The sequence below is a fragment of the Calditrichota bacterium genome (assembly GCA_013151735.1).
Lineage (GTDB): Bacteria > Zhuqueibacterota > JdFR-76 > JdFR-76 > BMS3Abin05 > BMS3Abin05.
Window position 1 is genome coordinate 15,225 of sequence record JAADHR010000199.1, and the last position, 15,992, is coordinate 31,216.

Annotated in this window: 18 protein-coding genes; all 18 read left to right on the forward strand. The window is 45.7% G+C overall.

The window, feature by feature from the left end; all coding sequences use genetic code 11:
- Positions 1–87 precede the first annotated feature (87 nt).
- The 18 genes from GXO76_14055 to GXO76_14140 all read left to right on the forward strand — a co-directional run bounded on the left by GXO76_14055 (position 88) and on the right by GXO76_14140 (position 15,944).
- Positions 88–486 carry a YjbQ family protein gene (locus GXO76_14055; protein NOY78981.1) on the forward strand — a complete coding sequence of 133 codons (399 nt, stop codon included), beginning with the start codon at positions 88–90 and terminating at the stop codon, positions 484–486.
- Between the two features lie 111 nt (positions 487–597).
- Complete coding sequence (locus GXO76_14060; protein NOY78982.1) at positions 598–1,776, forward strand: hypothetical protein; 1,179 nt, start codon at positions 598–600, stop codon at positions 1,774–1,776.
- Between the two features lies 1 nt (position 1,777).
- Complete coding sequence (locus tag GXO76_14065; protein ID NOY78983.1) at positions 1,778–3,058, forward strand: hypothetical protein; 1,281 nt, start codon at positions 1,778–1,780, stop codon at positions 3,056–3,058.
- Entirely contained in the window at positions 3,055–4,014 is a 960-nt protein-coding gene (gene pdxA, locus GXO76_14070; GenBank protein NOY78984.1) for a 4-hydroxythreonine-4-phosphate dehydrogenase PdxA, read from the forward strand. The genes GXO76_14065 and pdxA overlap by 4 nt, the downstream gene beginning before the upstream one ends.
- Positions 3,983–4,774 carry a class I SAM-dependent methyltransferase gene (locus GXO76_14075; GenBank protein NOY78985.1) on the forward strand — a complete coding sequence of 264 codons (792 nt, stop codon included), beginning with the start codon at positions 3,983–3,985 and terminating at the stop codon, positions 4,772–4,774. Before pdxA ends, GXO76_14075 begins: the two co-directional genes overlap by 32 nt.
- The gene (gene ftsE / locus GXO76_14080; protein NOY78986.1) at positions 4,758–5,408 is read left to right on the forward strand and encodes a cell division ATP-binding protein FtsE; all 651 of its coding nucleotides are present in this window, start codon (positions 4,758–4,760) and stop codon (positions 5,406–5,408) included. The genes GXO76_14075 and ftsE overlap by 17 nt, the downstream gene beginning before the upstream one ends.
- On the forward strand, positions 5,405–6,265 hold the full coding sequence (locus tag GXO76_14085; protein NOY78987.1) for an ABC transporter permease: 861 nt from the start codon (positions 5,405–5,407) through the stop codon (positions 6,263–6,265). The genes ftsE and GXO76_14085 overlap by 4 nt, the downstream gene beginning before the upstream one ends.
- Before the next feature lie 106 nt (positions 6,266–6,371).
- On the forward strand, positions 6,372–7,400 hold the full coding sequence (gene hrcA / locus GXO76_14090; protein ID NOY78988.1) for a heat-inducible transcription repressor HrcA: 1,029 nt from the start codon (positions 6,372–6,374) through the stop codon (positions 7,398–7,400).
- Between the two features lie 7 nt (positions 7,401–7,407).
- A complete protein-coding gene (gene grpE, locus GXO76_14095; GenBank protein ID NOY78989.1) occupies positions 7,408–7,980 on the forward strand; it encodes a nucleotide exchange factor GrpE in 573 nt (190 codons plus the stop codon).
- A 34-nt stretch (positions 7,981–8,014) separates the two neighbouring features.
- Positions 8,015–9,130 (forward strand): molecular chaperone DnaJ, encoded by a 1,116-nt coding sequence (gene dnaJ, locus GXO76_14100; GenBank protein NOY78990.1) that lies wholly within the window; start codon positions 8,015–8,017, stop codon positions 9,128–9,130.
- A gap of 199 nt (positions 9,131–9,329) precedes the next feature.
- Positions 9,330–9,587, forward strand: coding sequence for a helix-hairpin-helix domain-containing protein (locus tag GXO76_14105; GenBank protein NOY78991.1), 258 nt, complete (start codon positions 9,330–9,332; stop codon positions 9,585–9,587).
- A gap of 73 nt (positions 9,588–9,660) precedes the next feature.
- Positions 9,661–10,311 carry a hypothetical protein gene (locus GXO76_14110; GenBank protein NOY78992.1) on the forward strand — a complete coding sequence of 217 codons (651 nt, stop codon included), beginning with the start codon at positions 9,661–9,663 and terminating at the stop codon, positions 10,309–10,311.
- A gap of 153 nt (positions 10,312–10,464) precedes the next feature.
- On the forward strand, positions 10,465–11,406 hold the full coding sequence (locus tag GXO76_14115) for a hypothetical protein (GenBank protein NOY78993.1): 942 nt from the start codon (positions 10,465–10,467) through the stop codon (positions 11,404–11,406).
- 99 nt (positions 11,407–11,505) lie between these two features.
- Positions 11,506–12,624 carry a hypothetical protein gene (locus tag GXO76_14120; GenBank protein ID NOY78994.1) on the forward strand — a complete coding sequence of 373 codons (1,119 nt, stop codon included), beginning with the start codon at positions 11,506–11,508 and terminating at the stop codon, positions 12,622–12,624.
- Between the two features lie 6 nt (positions 12,625–12,630).
- Complete coding sequence (gene rsmD / locus GXO76_14125) at positions 12,631–13,206, forward strand: 16S rRNA (guanine(966)-N(2))-methyltransferase RsmD (GenBank protein NOY78995.1); 576 nt, start codon at positions 12,631–12,633, stop codon at positions 13,204–13,206.
- 16 nt (positions 13,207–13,222) lie between these two features.
- Positions 13,223–13,732: a pantetheine-phosphate adenylyltransferase gene (gene coaD, locus GXO76_14130; protein NOY78996.1), complete on the forward strand. Its 510-nt coding sequence runs from the start codon at positions 13,223–13,225 to the stop codon at positions 13,730–13,732.
- Positions 13,733–13,751: 19 nt separating this feature from the next.
- Positions 13,752–14,732, forward strand: coding sequence for a phosphate acetyltransferase (gene pta / locus GXO76_14135; protein NOY78997.1), 981 nt, complete (start codon positions 13,752–13,754; stop codon positions 14,730–14,732).
- A gap of 15 nt (positions 14,733–14,747) precedes the next feature.
- A complete protein-coding gene (locus tag GXO76_14140; GenBank protein NOY78998.1) occupies positions 14,748–15,944 on the forward strand; it encodes a pyridoxal phosphate-dependent aminotransferase in 1,197 nt (398 codons plus the stop codon).
- Positions 15,945–15,992: the final 48 nt, after the last annotated feature.

Consider the following 15,992-nt stretch of genomic DNA (forward strand, 5'->3'; position numbering starts at 1 on the left):
CGCGTGTTTGACCCTTTACCAGCGGTGAATTCAAAACCATCATTCAACGAGCGATCCTCTGGAAAGTAATGAATGAAAGGGCGTAAAATGTTTGTTGAAATTCCTGTCCGAACCCACAATCACACCGAATTCATTCAACTGGACTCAGAAATCCAGAGTATTGTGGCAAAAAGCGGGGTGAAAAACGGGCTGTGTACCGTTTTTGCTCCTCACACGACCGCAGCCATTACCATTAACGAAAACGCGGATCCGGATGTGGTTCGCGATATCATTGCCGAAACGGAAAAAATCATTCCCTGGAATGATGGGTATCACCACATGGAAGGAAATTCGGCGGCGCATATTAAATCCAGTCTGTTTGGAGCCTCTGAAACTGTTCTTATTCGGGACGGCCGCTTGAAACTGGGTACCTGGCAGTCCATCTATTTTTGTGAATTTGACGGTCCCCGTCATCGAAAAGTTTGGATTCAGATTGTCGGTGACTAATTAATAAAAAAATGGATTAAAAGGATATCCCGTTTTACGGGATATTTTTTTATCTGCGAATGGTGGTTGGTTTTTCTGAATAACATCAGCTCAATTTGTGATTGAATTTAAATGAAAAGCTTCCTTGCACTTTTTCTTCTGGCATTTGTCTTGCTGTTTGGCGTACCGCTGGTGCGTTTTTCGCGGTCAAAAATTGGCTTTGAAGCGGTCCCCTTTTACAGTGTTCTTTTTGTGCTCATTGGTATTTTCTTTAGCCAATCCGGATTAAACATTTTTACCGACAGGGTGTTAACCCAAATCTTTCCTCTGGTCGGATTCTCCCTCGGGTGGCTTGGCTTTTTGATGACCATCGATTTCGATATCCGGCTTGTCAGAAAAGTGGATTCCCGGGACATAATCTATTCTCTGATATTTTCGGCTGGCGCCTTTTTGGCGGTGGGTACAGGATTCTTTTTGGCGTTCAGAATCTTTTTTCGCGGATTTTCTCCTGCAATGGCATGGCTCCTTGCTTCATTGTCTGTGACAACTTCTCCGGTACTTATCCGACTTCTGATTAAAAAACGCCGAAAACGCTCCCTGATTATTGAAAGATTGTCGTTGATTACCGTTTTGGGTGGGATTCTGGGCGTATTTGTTTATGGGCTGATTGTCAGTTTTTTGACGGGGAATCTTTGGTGGCGAAATCTGATCTTTTCTCTCATTGTGGGAATCGGTTCCGGCCTTTTTATTAATTTGATGGTAATGGGTGCACGAAAACACAACGAAATGTTGTTGTTTGTGTACGGTATTATTTTTCTCTCCAGCGGCCTGGCCGGGTTACTAAATATTTCCCCCTTGTTTGTGAACGCAATTGCCGGTATGGTTGTGGCCAACTCCTCTGTTAAGAGAAGCCGGGTTGCCGCCATTTTATACGAGGCCGAACCGTTAATCATTGTGCTGATTTATGTCTTTTTTGGGGCTCTCTGGACGCTTCGTCCGGAAGAGTTGGGTACCCTTTTATGGCTGGCAGCAGGATTGGGTGTTCTGTATACCGTTCTTCGGTATGGAGGGAAATTCCTGGGCGCTCTTTTAATTAAAAAGCTTTACAACGAAAATGCGGTGTTTTTTGCAAATAACCTCATTTGTCAGATCTCGGTATTGCTGGCACTCTTAATTGATTTCCGCCTGGTCGCCCGCACAAACCGGGAATTTGTCAATGTCCTGTTTTTGGGGCTGTTTATTGCCGTGCTGATTTCGATGGTTGTTGCGTCCTATTTTTTGAATCGTGCGTTTAAGGAGCTGGCCGAATAACATGTTTGAATTTATTGGATTTCTGCTCATAACCGCTGTCGGATATGTCACATTTTTAGGCAGACCCGCTTACGACGGAAATCTGATTACATTTGCTGTCGGATTTTTATTGCTGAGCGGGTACCTTCTTGGAAAACTGCTCCTTCGAATTAAATTTCCAAAATTGACGGGATATATCCTTGCCGGCATCGTTTTTGGACCGTATATCTTCAGTTTTCTCACCAACCAAACCGTAGAGAAACTTCGGTTAATCGACGATCTGGCTTTGAGCATCATTGCGCTTTCTGCCGGTGGAGAGCTGCGTCTTTCACAGTTGAAAGAAGATTACCGGTCTTTGCTGTACATTACAATTATTCAAACAGCAGGCATGTTTGTGATTATCACGACCCTGATTTATCTTTTTGCACCGGCTTTCAATTTTTTAAGAGACTTTTCGCGGTTGCAGATTTTTAGCGTATCCATGATTTTTGGAATTGTTCTGGTTACGAAATCTCCCTCGACTACAATTGCCATGATCAGCGAACTGAAGGCAAAGGGAAAATTCACCGAAATTGTTCTGGGAATCACTATCCTGAAGGATGTGGTGGTTATCCTGCTTTTTGCCCTCGTGTTTTCGCTGGCCCGGAAACTTCTTCAAGCCGATAATCCGGCAGAAAATCATTTAATGACCGCGTTAATGATTGAATTATTTGGGTCGCTTTTGGTTGGAGGAGCAATCGGTTGGGTTTTGATAGAGTACTTGAAACACGGGATTCCCTATGTTTCGCTTTTCATCCTTGGAATAATCTTTTTTGTTTCAAAATTTGCCCCTTTGATTCATCTGAATATTTTATTAATTTTTATTGTTGCCGGATTTTTGATAGAAAATTTTACACCGTTGGGCGATCGTCTGCTCCGGATCATTGATCAGAGTTCCTTGATTATTTATGTCTTGTTTTTCGCTGTGGCAGGTGCCAGCCTGAATCTGGTGGCACTTAGGGAAACGTGGATGCTTGCTCTGTTGATTGTCTTGATCCGGATCCTTGCCGTTTGGAGCAGTACCCTGTTCGGAAGTATGGCGGCCCGGGCCATACCCGCTATTCGAAACTATTCGTGGATGGGGTTTGTCTCACAGGCCGGGGTTGGACTGGGGTTGGCCATCCTGGTGGAGCGGACCTTTCCGGGATGGGGGGCCGATTTTAAAACCCTGATTCTGGCCGTGATTGCCATTAATCAAATTATTGGCCCTATTTTATTCAAATATGCACTGGTTAAATCAGGAGATGCACGAGTTCTTCAATGAAACCCAAAATACTCATTACGCTCGGAGATTTTAACGGGATTGGCCCGGAGGTCACCCTGAAGGCTCTTTCGGATGAAACCCTGCTAAAAGCAGCGTCGCCGGTCTTGATTGGCTCTCAGCAAATTGTGGACTATTACACAGAATTGCTGGGATTGCAAAGATACGGATCCGATGTGGAAGTGATTGAGTGTGTGCCGGATGAAAAACTTCCGATTGATCCGGGGAAAATCTCGAAAAAGGCCGGAGAAATGAGCGCACGATTTCTCCAATGCGCCATTGACCGCGTGAAAAATAATAAGGGCGACGCCATTGTGACCGCCCCTATTTCAAAAGAAGCGCTGTGGCTGGCCGGGTATCGCCGGTTTCCGGGTCAGACGGAATTTTTTGCGGCCGGTTTTGGTGTCAGGCGATTTGCCATGGTGCTCATCGCCGGAACGTTCAGGGTAAGTTTTACAACCACACACTATCCGATTCGGGACGTGGCCTCTCAACTGACGGAGGAGAAAATAATTGAAACGACGCGGGCGGTGGTTCATGCGCTGCAACGGTTTTTTGGGATCCCTGATCCGAAAATTGCCGTATCTGCCTTGAATCCACATGGGGGAGAACACGGAAAACTGGGCGATGAGGAAGAACGCATCATTCGTCCGGCCATAAATAAACTGATTGCCCTGGGTGTACAGGCAGAGGGACCCTTTCCGGCCGACACGCTTTTTACCCGTATCGACAAAAAGGATTTCGACGCCTATCTGGTACACTATCACGATCAGGGGATGATTCCTGTTAAAATGGTCGGTTTTGGAAGGGCTGTTAATTTTACGGCCGGGCTCCCGGTACCGCGTACCTCTCCCGATCACGGCACCGCATTTGATATCGCGGGTAAGGGAAAGGCTCACGAACAAAGCATGAAGGAGGCCATTCAACTTGCTGTACAACTGGCTTCGCACAAAGGTTAAAAAAGCGGCACCCTACGAAAAACTGGCGCATATTTACGATTTTGTAATGCGCCACGTGGATTACGGGATGTGGGTCGACTATGTGTTGCAAATTTATGATGCGCTCCATTTTCAGCCAGAAAGTTTGCTGGATACCGCCTGCGGAACCGGAAGCTTTTTAATCCACATGCGGCACTCCATTCGCAACGTGTACGGATGCGACGGCTCGTTTCCGATGGTTCAACAGGCCCGAAAAAAGGAAAATCTTAATGAAATCCCTCTGTGGGTCGGAGATATGCGGCGAATCGGATTAAAAAAGAAAGTAAGCACGGTGGTTTGTTTGTACGACAGCATTAACTACCTCCGCACGCCTGATGAAATCCAACTGGCTTTGGAAAATTTTTATGATATGACATTGCCCGGAGGTGTACTGATTTTTGATATCTGTACGATTCAAAATTCCGAACTGAATTTTTCGAATTACTACGAAACAAAGAAAGAAAAGGATTTTGCCTACACCCGGTGGAGCCATTTTGATCGTAAAAAACAAATCCAGTATACGGAGTTTCAAATAAAATTCAAAGGCGATGGGGCCCTGTACCACGAGGTCCACCGGCAGAGGATCTATCACACAGATACCTTTTTCGATCTTATCGAAAAAACAAAATGGAAGCTGGCATTTGCTTTAGACGGATTCTCGTTTGAACCAGCCAATCCCAATTCAAACAGAATTCATTTTGTCTTAAAAAAACAGGAAACATCCGATGATTCGCTTTTTTAATGTGAGCTTTTTCTATCCCCGGGGCAGCGGTGTAAAAAATGTGAATCTTTTTCTTCGTAACGGAGAATTTCTCTTTCTGGTGGGTCCATCCGGTGCAGGAAAGAGTACCATTTTGAAGTTGATTTATCTGGAAGAATTTCCAACGCGTGGTCACATTCTTTTGGATGGGTACAACACGCAGGAGATTACGCCGCGGGACGTTCCGTACATTCGAAGAAAAATCGGGATGATTTTTCAGGACTTTAAACTGCTTCGGGACAGAAATGTATTTGATAATGTGGCATTTGCAATGGAAGTGATCGGGGCCCGGCGATCAAAAATAAACAAACGGGTTTTGGAAGTGCTGCGCGATGTGGGGCTGTCGCACAAAAAATTAAAGATGCCCAGAGAATTGTCCGGAGGAGAGCAGCAGCGCGTGGCCATTGCCCGGGCTATTGTGAATGAACCGTTTGTAGTTTTGGCCGATGAGCCCACCGGCAACCTGGATGAGGAAAACCGGGATGAAATTTTATCCCTGTTGAAGAAGATTAACAACCAGGGAACCTCAATTATTATGGCAACCCATAATTTTGAAATGGCCAAACAATCCGGTTGCCGGATAGTACGAATTGAAAATGGGATGATTTTATCATGAAGCTTTGGTACCCAATCCGCGAGGGATTTTCGAACTTAAAACGGTCGCGCAGTTCCGTGTGGGTGTCTGTTTTGACGATTTCTCTTTCACTCTGGTTGGTGGGGCTTTTTCTGATGGGTGCCTGGAATGGCTGGCAGTTTCTGCAGAATTTAAGGGATAAATTAGAGTTAGAGGTGTTCCTGGTGGACACGGTTCAGACACAGGAAGCCTATGACCTCCGAAAAATCATATTGAATATTCCGGGAGTCGACTCGGTACAGTTCATTTCGAAATATGCCGCCATGAAAAAATTTGAAAAGGAGTTTGGCGAAAATATTGAAGCTATTCTGGGCGAAAATCCTCTGCCCGCTTCATTTAAGATCCGGCTGAAAAAAAGTTACCATTCCAAGAAAAATGTTCAAAAAATAATCGGACAGATCAAAAAATTACCAGGGATTGAAGACGTTTCTTATCGTTACGATTTGTTAAAAATTATTGAAAAATACCTGAAACTGTTTTTTGGCGGCGGGGTTTTTCTGGGTATTATGATTGGGTTTCTTTCGATTCTTCTTATTGCTAACACGGTGCGAATGGCGATTATCAGCAGACGGGAAGAAATTCAGATTATGCGGCTGATTGGAGCGACACCGGCGTTCATTCGGCGGCCGTTTCTGGTTCAGGGATTCTTGCTGGGGCTTTTTGGAGGCGTGCTTTCGGTCCTTTTTCTGGGACTGGTTGTGTGGATTGTCAGACAATGGCTGGCCATTACATTAGTAAATGAAAAGGAAATTTGGGCGTTTATTCTTGTTTGGGGAATTGTTTTGGGCATGATCGGAAGTTGGAGAGCCATTCGTCTGTATTTAAAAGAGAAGATTTAAAAATCGAAAATCTACTTGACAAAAGCCATAAAAATTATTATTTTAGAGATTGAAAATCTTGAAATTATCCATGGTTTTAAAAATGAATTTTGGTAGGTGATCAGTGGTGACCGAAGAACTGAATAGTCGAGAAAAAGAAATCCTGCGTCTGATCGTTCATGATTTCATCCTCACAGCTACGCCTGTGAGTTCTCGCTCATTGCATAAAAATTATAAACTTGGGTACAGCCCGGCCACCATCCGAAACGTGATGATGGACCTGGAAGAACGGGGCTTTTTACAGCAGCCGCATATTTCAGCCGGACGGGTTCCCACAAATCTCGGTTATCGATTTTATGTGGATAGCCTGATGAAACCCGAACGATTGACTTCCCGGGAGAAAAAAATTATTTTGGAGGACCTGAATACGGTCAGTTCCGACATTAATCATATCCTTGAACGGGCGTCGCAGCTGCTGGCAAAAATATCCAGGCAGTTGAGTGTAGTCCTTATCCCTCATTTTTACGAGGGAATTTTTGAAAAATTGGAGCTGGTTCCGATTTCTGGAAATCGCACCCTAATGGTCCTGAAATTACATTCGGGTCTGGTAAAAACGATTATGATGGAACTGGACTTTCAGATTTCCCGTAAAAAACTGGATACAACGGCCCGTATTTTGAACCGGCGCCTGTATGGTTTGAAACTGGGAGAGATTAAACGAACGATCGATCAACGTCTTCGGAATGTATCGGGCGGTCATGCGGATATGATTCAGTATTTTATTCATCAGGCAAATGACCTCTTTGATTTTGAAGAATGGGAAGAGGTGTATTACGGCGGCACACGGAATATTGTTCATCAACCGGAATTTACGGATCAGCGGCGGCTGGAATCGCTGATGACGCTGCTGGACAACCGGAAAAGCATTATTCAGTCGCTCACAAAAATTGGAAACAACCACAAAATTGTGGTTAAAATCGGTGAGGAAAATAGGGATTTAAACATTCAACATTGCAGTCTGGTTACCACGTCGTACCACGTGGGAAGTGTACACGGAACCCTTGGAATTATTGGACCGACGCGAATGCGTTACTCAAAGATTATTCCGATTGTCGATTACATGTCACAAGTGTTGAGTCATGTCTTAACCAATTAGGGGATCCATGAAAACAAAAGACAGGTTATCTATCCAGGAAAAAGAAATAGAAACACCTGAAAAGGCGGGAAAAGAGGAGACGGCGTCCCCCAAAAAGCGCAGCGTTCGAAGATCGAAAACCAAGGAACTGGAAAAAAGAATTTTCGAATTGGAAACGGAACGGGATGCGCTAAGAGACCAACTGCTGCGTCTGGCGGCTGAGTTCGAGAATTACAAGAAAATTACCGGCAGAGAAATCGAAAACCGAATCAAGAATGCAAATGAAGATTTAATTTTGAATCTTCTTCCGATTTTAGACGATCTGGAGCGCTCACTGGACGCGGGTAAAAAGTCTCACAAATTTAAAACGCTTTACGAGGGTGTGGAACTCATTTACAATAATTTCAAAAAACTGCTCGAAAAATACGGTGTGGAACCGATAGAATCGGTGGGGCAGCCCTTTAATGTGGATGTTCACGACGCGTTAATGATGGTTGAGGATAAAAACTACCCGCCCAATACGGTAACTCAAGAGCATCAAAAAGGCTACAAATTGAATGGAAAAGTTATCCGCCACGCAAAGGTTGTCGTGACGAAATAAACGCGTTAAAAAAGGGAAGCGGAATTTTAGGTCGATGAAACGGGATTATTACGAAATTTTAGGTGTTTCTCGTACAGCCACTGTCGAAGAAATTAAAAAGGCCTATCGAAAATTAGCTATGCAGTATCACCCCGACCGAAATCCGGGGGATAAAGAAGCAGAAGAAAAATTCAGGGAGGCTGCCGAGGCTTATGAAGTTTTAAATAATGAAGAAAAAAGGCGTCTGTACGATCAGTATGGCCACGACGGCTTAAGAGGCGGCGGGTTTTCCGGTGGTTTTACGGACTTCGATTTGTCCGATGCCCTGCGCACCTTCATGCAGGGGTTTGGCGGTTTTGAAGATTTCTTTGGAATGGGTCGCGGGCGGGAGCGTGGCGCGCAAAAAGGAACGGATTTACAGGTTCATCTGCGATTAACGCTTGAGGAAATTGCCTCCGGTGTTGAAAAAAAGATTCGGGTCAAAAAGTATATTGTTTGTGATGCCTGCCGGGGGACCGGGGCCAGAGGCGGGACGGGGGTAAAAACCTGTCCGGTCTGCCATGGCACGGGGGAGGTGCGACAGGTTTCCCGGTCCATTTTTGGGCAATTTGTGAATATCACCACATGCCCCAATTGTCAGGGGGAGGGAACGCTTGTTGAAGATCCGTGTCCTGTGTGCCGGGGCGACGGACGCATAAGAGGTGAGGCAACCGTTACCGTAAAAATTCCGGCGGGTGTTTCTTCCGGAAATTATTTAACCCTTCACGGGGAAGGAAATGTGGGGAAACGCGGAGGCCCTGCCGGGGATCTTTTTGTGATTATTGAAGAACAGGAACATCGTCTTTTTGAACGCCACGGGGATGATGTCCTGTACGAACTGAAGGTCGGCTTTTCACAATTGGTGCTTGGGGACGAGGTTGAGGTGCCGACTCTGACCGGTAAGGTCATGCTGAAAATCCCAAAAGGAACCCAGGCAAGCAAAGTGTTTCGACTAAAGGGAAAGGGGATTCCGCATTTAAATCACTATGGAACCGGGGATGAGTTAGTCCGGATAAGGATAGAAACGCCAAAGGAGTTATCGAAAGAAGAGAAAGAACTGTTTAAAAAATTGGCCGAGCTCGAAAAGAAACGGCTTCTGAAAAGAAAAACATCCAAAAAATTTATTTTCTGATAGAAGATAGCGGGGGGACTCCACAATCAAAAAACGTGAAAAAATTAGAGAATATTTTCGATTTACACCCAACGAGCTTCGTATTCTCAGTATTTTTTCGCTGCTGTTTTTACTACTCCTTGCGTTTCGAGGCTATGAAAACTGGCGATGGGCGCATCGAAAAATTCCTCCGGACGTTCTCGCCTTTGAAAAAGAGTACGTGAAGGCCGTTCGTGATGTAAAACGGCAGAACTCCTCGAAGTTAAGGAATAAAGAACGTTCAGCCCGAGTTCGGATTGATCTGAACAGGGCGACACGAAGCGAATTGATTCGCTTGCCGGGAGTGGGCCCGAAAATGGCCGAGCGCATTCTCCTTTTTCGGAATGACCATGGGCCGTTTAAAAATAAACGCGATCTAATGCGGATAAAGGGGATTGGTAAAAAGAAGTTTAAAGCAATAGAGCCTTTTTTGAAATGAAATAGACTGAAACCCGAATAGTTGCCAGTTACGATTTGAGCTGCAACACAAATTAGTTTAGACAGGAGGAAAAATGACAGTTCCAACGACAAAACCAAGACCCAAAGGATCGATTGTTTACGAAATATTGATTGTGATTTTAAGTATTATTTTGATACTGACCATTTGGTATCCCAAAAAGGTCTGGCAAAAAATGGACAAGGATACGACTATCTGCCGGGATCGTATGCATCGGGTATACGATGCGGAGGTTTTGTACAACTACAAATACAGCACCTATTCGGATACTCTTGACTCTGTAATGCACTACATAAAAACGGACAATATTTTTAAAGAAGATACGGTGATGGCCGCTCTCCGCGACACATTTTTTGTAAAAATCTATCGCGATTATTTGCGCGATTACGCCAATATGGCCACGCAGAAAGCGACAGATTCTGCATTTAATGCGGTCTCCGATACCACGGACAGCTCAAAATTCTCTATTATTTATGCCATGCTGGATTCCATTAAACGCTGTCCCACCGTGGAACGTCCTTACAAAATTACGGTGGTTGATACATCCGCTGCAAAGGGAATCATTATTCAATGCCCCATTGACAGCACAGACATTGCAAAAGCAAATTCCAATTTCATCTTTCATTTTCTCGGGGGCGCCAGCCTGAAAAATCATGGCAAAATTGAAAACGGTGAGCCCAGTTGGACTGAGACAAAACGAAAATAAGGCCCGGCGCCGGGCAATGTAACAGAAACAAGCCGTTTACAGTTGCATTGTTTGAACACGCCAGTGCCTCGCTTTTTATAGAGATTTTCTGATGTCAAAAAATAAAATGGGGATGCGTAATCCTTAAAGACGTTGTTCCGAAAGGAAATACCGATGAGTGAATCTGCTGTTGGTGCGGTTTTGGGAGAAAATGCTTTTCTCCTGGTTCAGTTGGGTCGATCTGAAAATGGATGGGTACTCGAAAATTTTGTGGAAATGAAACTTCCCCACAAATTTCGACTGCTTACCATGAATGACGAGACTCGCTTTCGAGAGATTCGTCAGATATTTCAGGAAAACCTGTCCCGGAATGGGTGGGTTCAAAAGGTGAGTACCGCCATAAATCCGGACCTTTTCTTTGTAAAAGAAGTCCCGGTTGACCCGAAACTGCCAGAAGATGATGTTGAAAGGCAGGTGTTTTGGGAAACCCAACAATTCTTGCCGGAGGATTTGAGCAAAAACTACAAGATTACATGGATCCGTGTTTTGCCGGAAAACCCACTTGTGGTATTGCTCATTTTTAGAAAGCTGGTGGTTGAACGGATTCAAGAGCTGTTTGAGGGAATGCAAAAAGATCTCCAACATATTGGCGTTCGTCAATTTACCGCACTGACAGCAGTGGAAAAATTGTTTAAACCTAAAGGACGCCTCATCGGTCTGGCAGATGTTGGAAAAACCTCGGTCACCATTACCCTCTTAAGAGATGGGACCTATTTTCGATCGAAAGAAATGGATCTGGATGATTACGAGGAAGATGTCCTGGAATCTGATCAAAATCTGTCCAAAGCCATCAATCGAGAACTCGATCGGCTGCTTCTTGAAGCTGAAATCAAGGAATCGGATTCCCCCATCTCGCAATTGTTTGTTCATGGCGAAAAAGCCAGCCCGGCCCTTGTTTCAGCCCTGACAGGAGGTCCGTCGCTGGAGGTAATCCTTCCCAATCCTTTTGAAGCCGTTGAGATTCCAGACGGACTGAAACATTCAGTAGGCGCTCTGGACAATCCGGCAAATTGGCTGGCCGGGTTTGGAGCGGCTTTGGAGGTGTTGGAGTCGTAATTCAGAGCACACATCGTGTTTGGGAAGGCATAACTTTTCAGGGGGGGATCAGTTGGGTGACCGGCGGAAGAGGGTCTCTTCTGAATTGGAGGAAATAGCATGTTAAATGTAGATTTGCTGAAGGGAAAAGATATTCCTTTGGCAGAAGAAACGACTGAAATAAAGGAATCAGAATTTTTATCAGCTGAATACTTTGTTTCGGAAAAAGAAACTCTGGAAACAGCCGGGGAAGAGCCGGCGGAAAAAACAGAACAACCTCTGGCAGAAGAAGACCATGGCAGAACGTCTCCGGAAGAGCCAGAGCAAACGGCGGTTAAGGAGGAAACCATTAAACAGCCGGTAGAAGAAGAGGATTTTGTTTTTCCAAAGAAAAGCAAATTTCCGATTATTCCGGTCGTACTGCTTTTTGCTATTGCTCTTATTGTATTGGCGTATTTCAGGTTTGTTTCAAATAAAAAGAGCGGGCCGGCTCCTGCAAACGTGGCGGTTACGGATACTACCAAGAGAGCGGTAACGCCTGCGGTAAAAGAAGCTGTTTCCCCGAAAGGAACAACGCATCAGACGGCCAAGGAAAAGATGGCACCGGTAGAAACCGCTCAACAGACAGTCGCCCCGGTTGCAGCCGGTCTCTCAAATGAAAAGAAAGCGGGTTTTGCCGCAGTCAATTTGTTCGGCAAGGTTTTGGGGGCGGTTCCATCAGGTGCGAAAATCGCTTTTCTCAGCTTTAACTCCGGCTATTTTACAATTGAATTGTATGCTCCCAAAAAAGAAATTCTAAAAGCCTTTCTGCAAAAGGCCAAAGCCAGTGTGCCCTCATTCAGCTATAAGATTGTGTCCAGCGATCTCGGGTTTTACAACGGCAAAAAAATGCACCACACCATTGTTTCGGGGCAAATTGCTCTTTCCGGCGGAACGGCTGCTTCCGGCAGTGTTCTGATGCGGGAAAAAGCAAAAGCGGCCCTTTTGGGTCTGGCCAAAACAGATCGGGTTCGCGTGCGCGAAATTCGACAATCGCCGCTTGTCACCGATGAAAAGGGAAAACATGTTCCAATGACTGTAAAGATTTCTGCATCGGCAGAAAACATCCAAAAATTTATTACCGATTTATTGAATCAGTATCAGAATGTGGGGGTCACAAGAATTTTGATGAGCGCTTCCCGGTCAGGAAGGGCAAACCAGCAGGATGCGGCGCTCGATTTGAATCTCTTTTTTGAATGATGCAGGATGCGCGTTATTGCCGGGCGATGGGGCGGAATTCGCTTAACCTTTCGCGAGCAAAAAGGGGTTCGGCCAACCACTGATCGGGTAAAGGAAACCCTCTTTGATATTATTTCCGATCGTCTTGCGGGCGCACGTGTATTAGACCTGTTTGCCGGAACGGGTTCCTGGGGTATCGAAGCGTTGAGCCGTGGGGCCAGAGAGGTCGTTTTTGTGGAAAAATTGCCCCGAATGATTCAGAATATACGGGAAAATCTGGAAAAAGTCCGCTGCACAGAAGGTTTTGAACTTATCCGGCAGGATGTGCGGCGGTTCCTGGAACAAACCAAATATGAGGGGGAACCGTTCGATATTATTTTTGCAGATCCTCCCTATCATTTGAGATTAGGACAAGCAGTAATTTCAGCCCTTTCAAAACAAAGGTTTTTGGAGCGAAGGGGCATTTTTATTTTAAAACACGGCTCGAAAGAAAGACTAACCGAAACCCGCACCCTCAGGCTATTCCGGGTTAAAAAAATGGGTGAATCCCAATTGTCTTTTTTTGAGTTCGGGGAAACCGCGGAAAATACGATTGTCAAATAAGATAAAAGGAAAAATTATGAGACTGGCAATTTATCCGGGAACATTTGATCCGATTACCCACGGCCATATCGATATTGCCGAACGAGCCGTGACGCTCTTTGACAAGGTTGTCATCACAATTGCAATAAATTCCTCAAAAAAACCACTCTTTACGGTGGATGAGAGAAAACAAATGATCGTCGAATCGGTGAGCCACCTTCCCAATATTGAAGTGGATGCCTTTGAGGGTCTGCTGATGGATTATGCAAAAATGAAAAAGGCCGCCGCCGTTATCCGCGGTCTCCGGGCGATTTCAGATTTTGAATATGAACTGCAAATGGCTCTCATGAATCGAAAATTGGCTGAAGATGTGGTGACGGTTTTTCTGATGCCCAATGTCAAGTATACCTATTTGAATTCGACTATTGTCAAAGAAGTGGCCAGTTTTGGGGGAGATATTTCTGATCTGGTCCCTTCTGTGGTGGAGCAGCGTTTGAAGGAAAAGTTTTCCTTGTTGGCCAGTACGGGTACCAAAAATAACAAATAAAAAAAGAATGGAGAGAAAAATGGAATTCATTCAATCGATTCGAAATAAAGCAAAAGAGCGGAAGCGGAAAATTGTGCTTCCCGAAGGGACCGAGGACCGCATGATTCGGGCTGCGGAGATCATCAAAAAGGAAGGCATTGCGGAGATCACCCTTTTGGGTAACGAAAATGACATTCGCAGTAAGGCACAAAAACTGGGTGTGAATCTGGGGAATGTCACAATCATTCATCCGGAAGAAAGCCCCGATTTCGATTCGTATGCAGAAACCTATTACGAACTGCGAAAGGAAAAGGGAATGACGCCGGAGCAAGCCCGCGAAACCATGAAGAACCCGCTTTTTTTCGGAGCGATGCTGGTTAAAAAGCATATTGTCGATGGGAGTGTTGCCGGTTCTGTCCATACCACCGGAGACGTACTCCGGGCAGCCTTGCACATTATTGGTCTGGCCCCCGGAATTTCCGTCGTTTCCGGTGCATTTGCGATGGTGATTCCCGGCTGGGATCAGGTGTTTACCTTTGCCGATAGTGCCGTTGTTCCGGATCCTACCCCTGAACAGTTAGCAGCCATTGCCAGAAGTTCGGCCCAAACCCACAAAAGTCTGACGGGAGAAGAACCCGTTGTGGCCATGCTTTCTTTTTCAACGAAAGGAAGCGCCAAACATCCCCGCGTCGATAAAGTGCTGGAAGCGTTGAGATTAGCGAAGGAGGCTGCCCCGAACCTTAAGATCGATGGTGAGCTTCAAGTGGATGCCGCCATTCTACCGGAAATCGGAGCCCGGAAGGCACCGGGTTCGGATGTGGCCGGGAAAGCCAATGTCCTTATTTTTCCCGATCTGGATTCGGGCAACATCGGCTACAAATTGGTGAACCGGTTTGCCCGGGCAGCAGCCATCGGGCCGATTATTCAGGGGCTGAATCAGCCTGCGAATGATTTGTCCCGGGGTTGCAGTGTGGACGACATTGTAAACGTAGTGGCAATCTGTTCATTAATGGCAAAATAGGCGACAGGAGAAGCTATGCAACTGGCCGATCGGGTAAGGAGGATTCAGAGTTCAAAAACAGTGGGTATTTCGAATACGGTGCTGCGCCTGAGGCATGAAGGGAATCACGTGGTATCTTTTGGTGCAGGTGAACCCGATTTTGACACACCGGACTTCATTAAGCAGGCGGCTATTGAGGCCATTCAGAAGGGAAAAACAAAATATACGCAGGTGATGGGAATCCCCGAACTTCGGGAGGCCATCGCAAGAAAATTGAAAAAAGACAATAATCTGGATTTTGATACGGACCAGATTGTGGTATCCACAGGCGGAAAACAGGCCCTGTTTAATGCGGTTCTTTCTCTTTGCCAGGAAGGGGACGAGGTGCTCGTCCCCACACCCTATTGGGTAAGTTACCCGGAGCAGGTGAAGCTGGCCGGAGCCTCACCGGTTTATGTCCCTTCGCGGGTTGAAAACGGGTTCAAAATAACGGCAGACGATTTAAAACGGGCCATCACCTCAAAGAGCAAACTCCTGATTTTTAACAGTCCCAACAATCCTTCCGGGGCGGTTTACGATCGGGAGTGGCTGCAGGACATTGCGACGGTGCTGGCCGAAACCTCTCTTGTTATTTTGACCGACGAAATCTACGAAAAAATTGTATTCGATGGACGAACCCATGTTTCCCTGGCGTCATTTCCGGAAATCAAGAATCGGGTCGTCGTTGTCAATGGGGTTTCAAAGGCCTATGCCATGACGGGCTGGCGCATTGGTTATGCGGCCGGCCCCCGGGAAATTATTTCGGCCATGATTAAAATACAGGGACACAGCACCTCAAACCCGAACACGATCGCGCAGTGGGCAAGTGTGGCAGCCTTGAGCCATGACGCAAAAGAGGTACGGGATATGGTGGCCGAGTTTCAAAAGCGGCGGGATTATGTATACCGGCGTCTTTCGCAAATGCCCGGCATTCACTGCAGAAAACCCGAAGGAACGTTCTATATTTTTCCAAAGGTCTCCGATTATTTTGGGAAAACCTATCATTCCTACAGAATTTCAAATTCATTTGATTTTTGCCAGTTTTTACTGGAAGAAGAAAAGGTGGCGCTTATCCCCGGGGGGGCCTTTGGAATGGATTCATTTGTCCGGATCTCTTTTGCAACCTCCTTCCAGGAAATTGAGGAAGGAATGGATCGGATTGAGCGGGGACTTACAAAATTGTACTCTCGTTAAAACTGATTAAAGGGAACAGATTGGTAAGTCGATAATAATTAGGTACCA

Bases quoted from the DNA above. Each gene is read 5' to 3' on its own strand.
- GXO76_14085 (NOY78987.1), top strand. From the start codon at position 5,405: ATGAAGCTTTGGTACCCAATCCGCGAGGGATTTTCGAACTTAAAACGG.
- GXO76_14065 (NOY78983.1), top strand. From the start codon at position 1,778: ATGTTTGAATTTATTGGATTTCTGCTCATAACCGCTGTCGGATATGTC.
- coaD (NOY78996.1), top strand. From the start codon at position 13,223: ATGAGACTGGCAATTTATCCGGGAACATTTGATCCGATTACCCACGGC.
- GXO76_14110 (NOY78992.1), top strand. From the start codon at position 9,661: ATGACAGTTCCAACGACAAAACCAAGACCCAAAGGATCGATTGTTTAC.
- GXO76_14055 (NOY78981.1), top strand. From the start codon at position 88: ATGTTTGTTGAAATTCCTGTCCGAACCCACAATCACACCGAATTCATT.
- GXO76_14115 (NOY78993.1), top strand. From the start codon at position 10,465: ATGAGTGAATCTGCTGTTGGTGCGGTTTTGGGAGAAAATGCTTTTCTC.
- ftsE (NOY78986.1), top strand. From the start codon at position 4,758: ATGATTCGCTTTTTTAATGTGAGCTTTTTCTATCCCCGGGGCAGCGGT.
- dnaJ (NOY78990.1), top strand. From the start codon at position 8,015: ATGAAACGGGATTATTACGAAATTTTAGGTGTTTCTCGTACAGCCACT.
- GXO76_14060 (NOY78982.1), top strand. From the start codon at position 598: ATGAAAAGCTTCCTTGCACTTTTTCTTCTGGCATTTGTCTTGCTGTTT.
- pta (NOY78997.1), top strand. From the start codon at position 13,752: ATGGAATTCATTCAATCGATTCGAAATAAAGCAAAAGAGCGGAAGCGG.
- pdxA (NOY78984.1), top strand. From the start codon at position 3,055: ATGAAACCCAAAATACTCATTACGCTCGGAGATTTTAACGGGATTGGC.
- GXO76_14120 (NOY78994.1), top strand. From the start codon at position 11,506: ATGTTAAATGTAGATTTGCTGAAGGGAAAAGATATTCCTTTGGCAGAA.
- rsmD (NOY78995.1), top strand. From the start codon at position 12,631: ATGCGCGTTATTGCCGGGCGATGGGGCGGAATTCGCTTAACCTTTCGC.
- GXO76_14140 (NOY78998.1), top strand. From the start codon at position 14,748: ATGCAACTGGCCGATCGGGTAAGGAGGATTCAGAGTTCAAAAACAGTG.
- grpE (NOY78989.1), top strand. From the start codon at position 7,408: ATGAAAACAAAAGACAGGTTATCTATCCAGGAAAAAGAAATAGAAACA.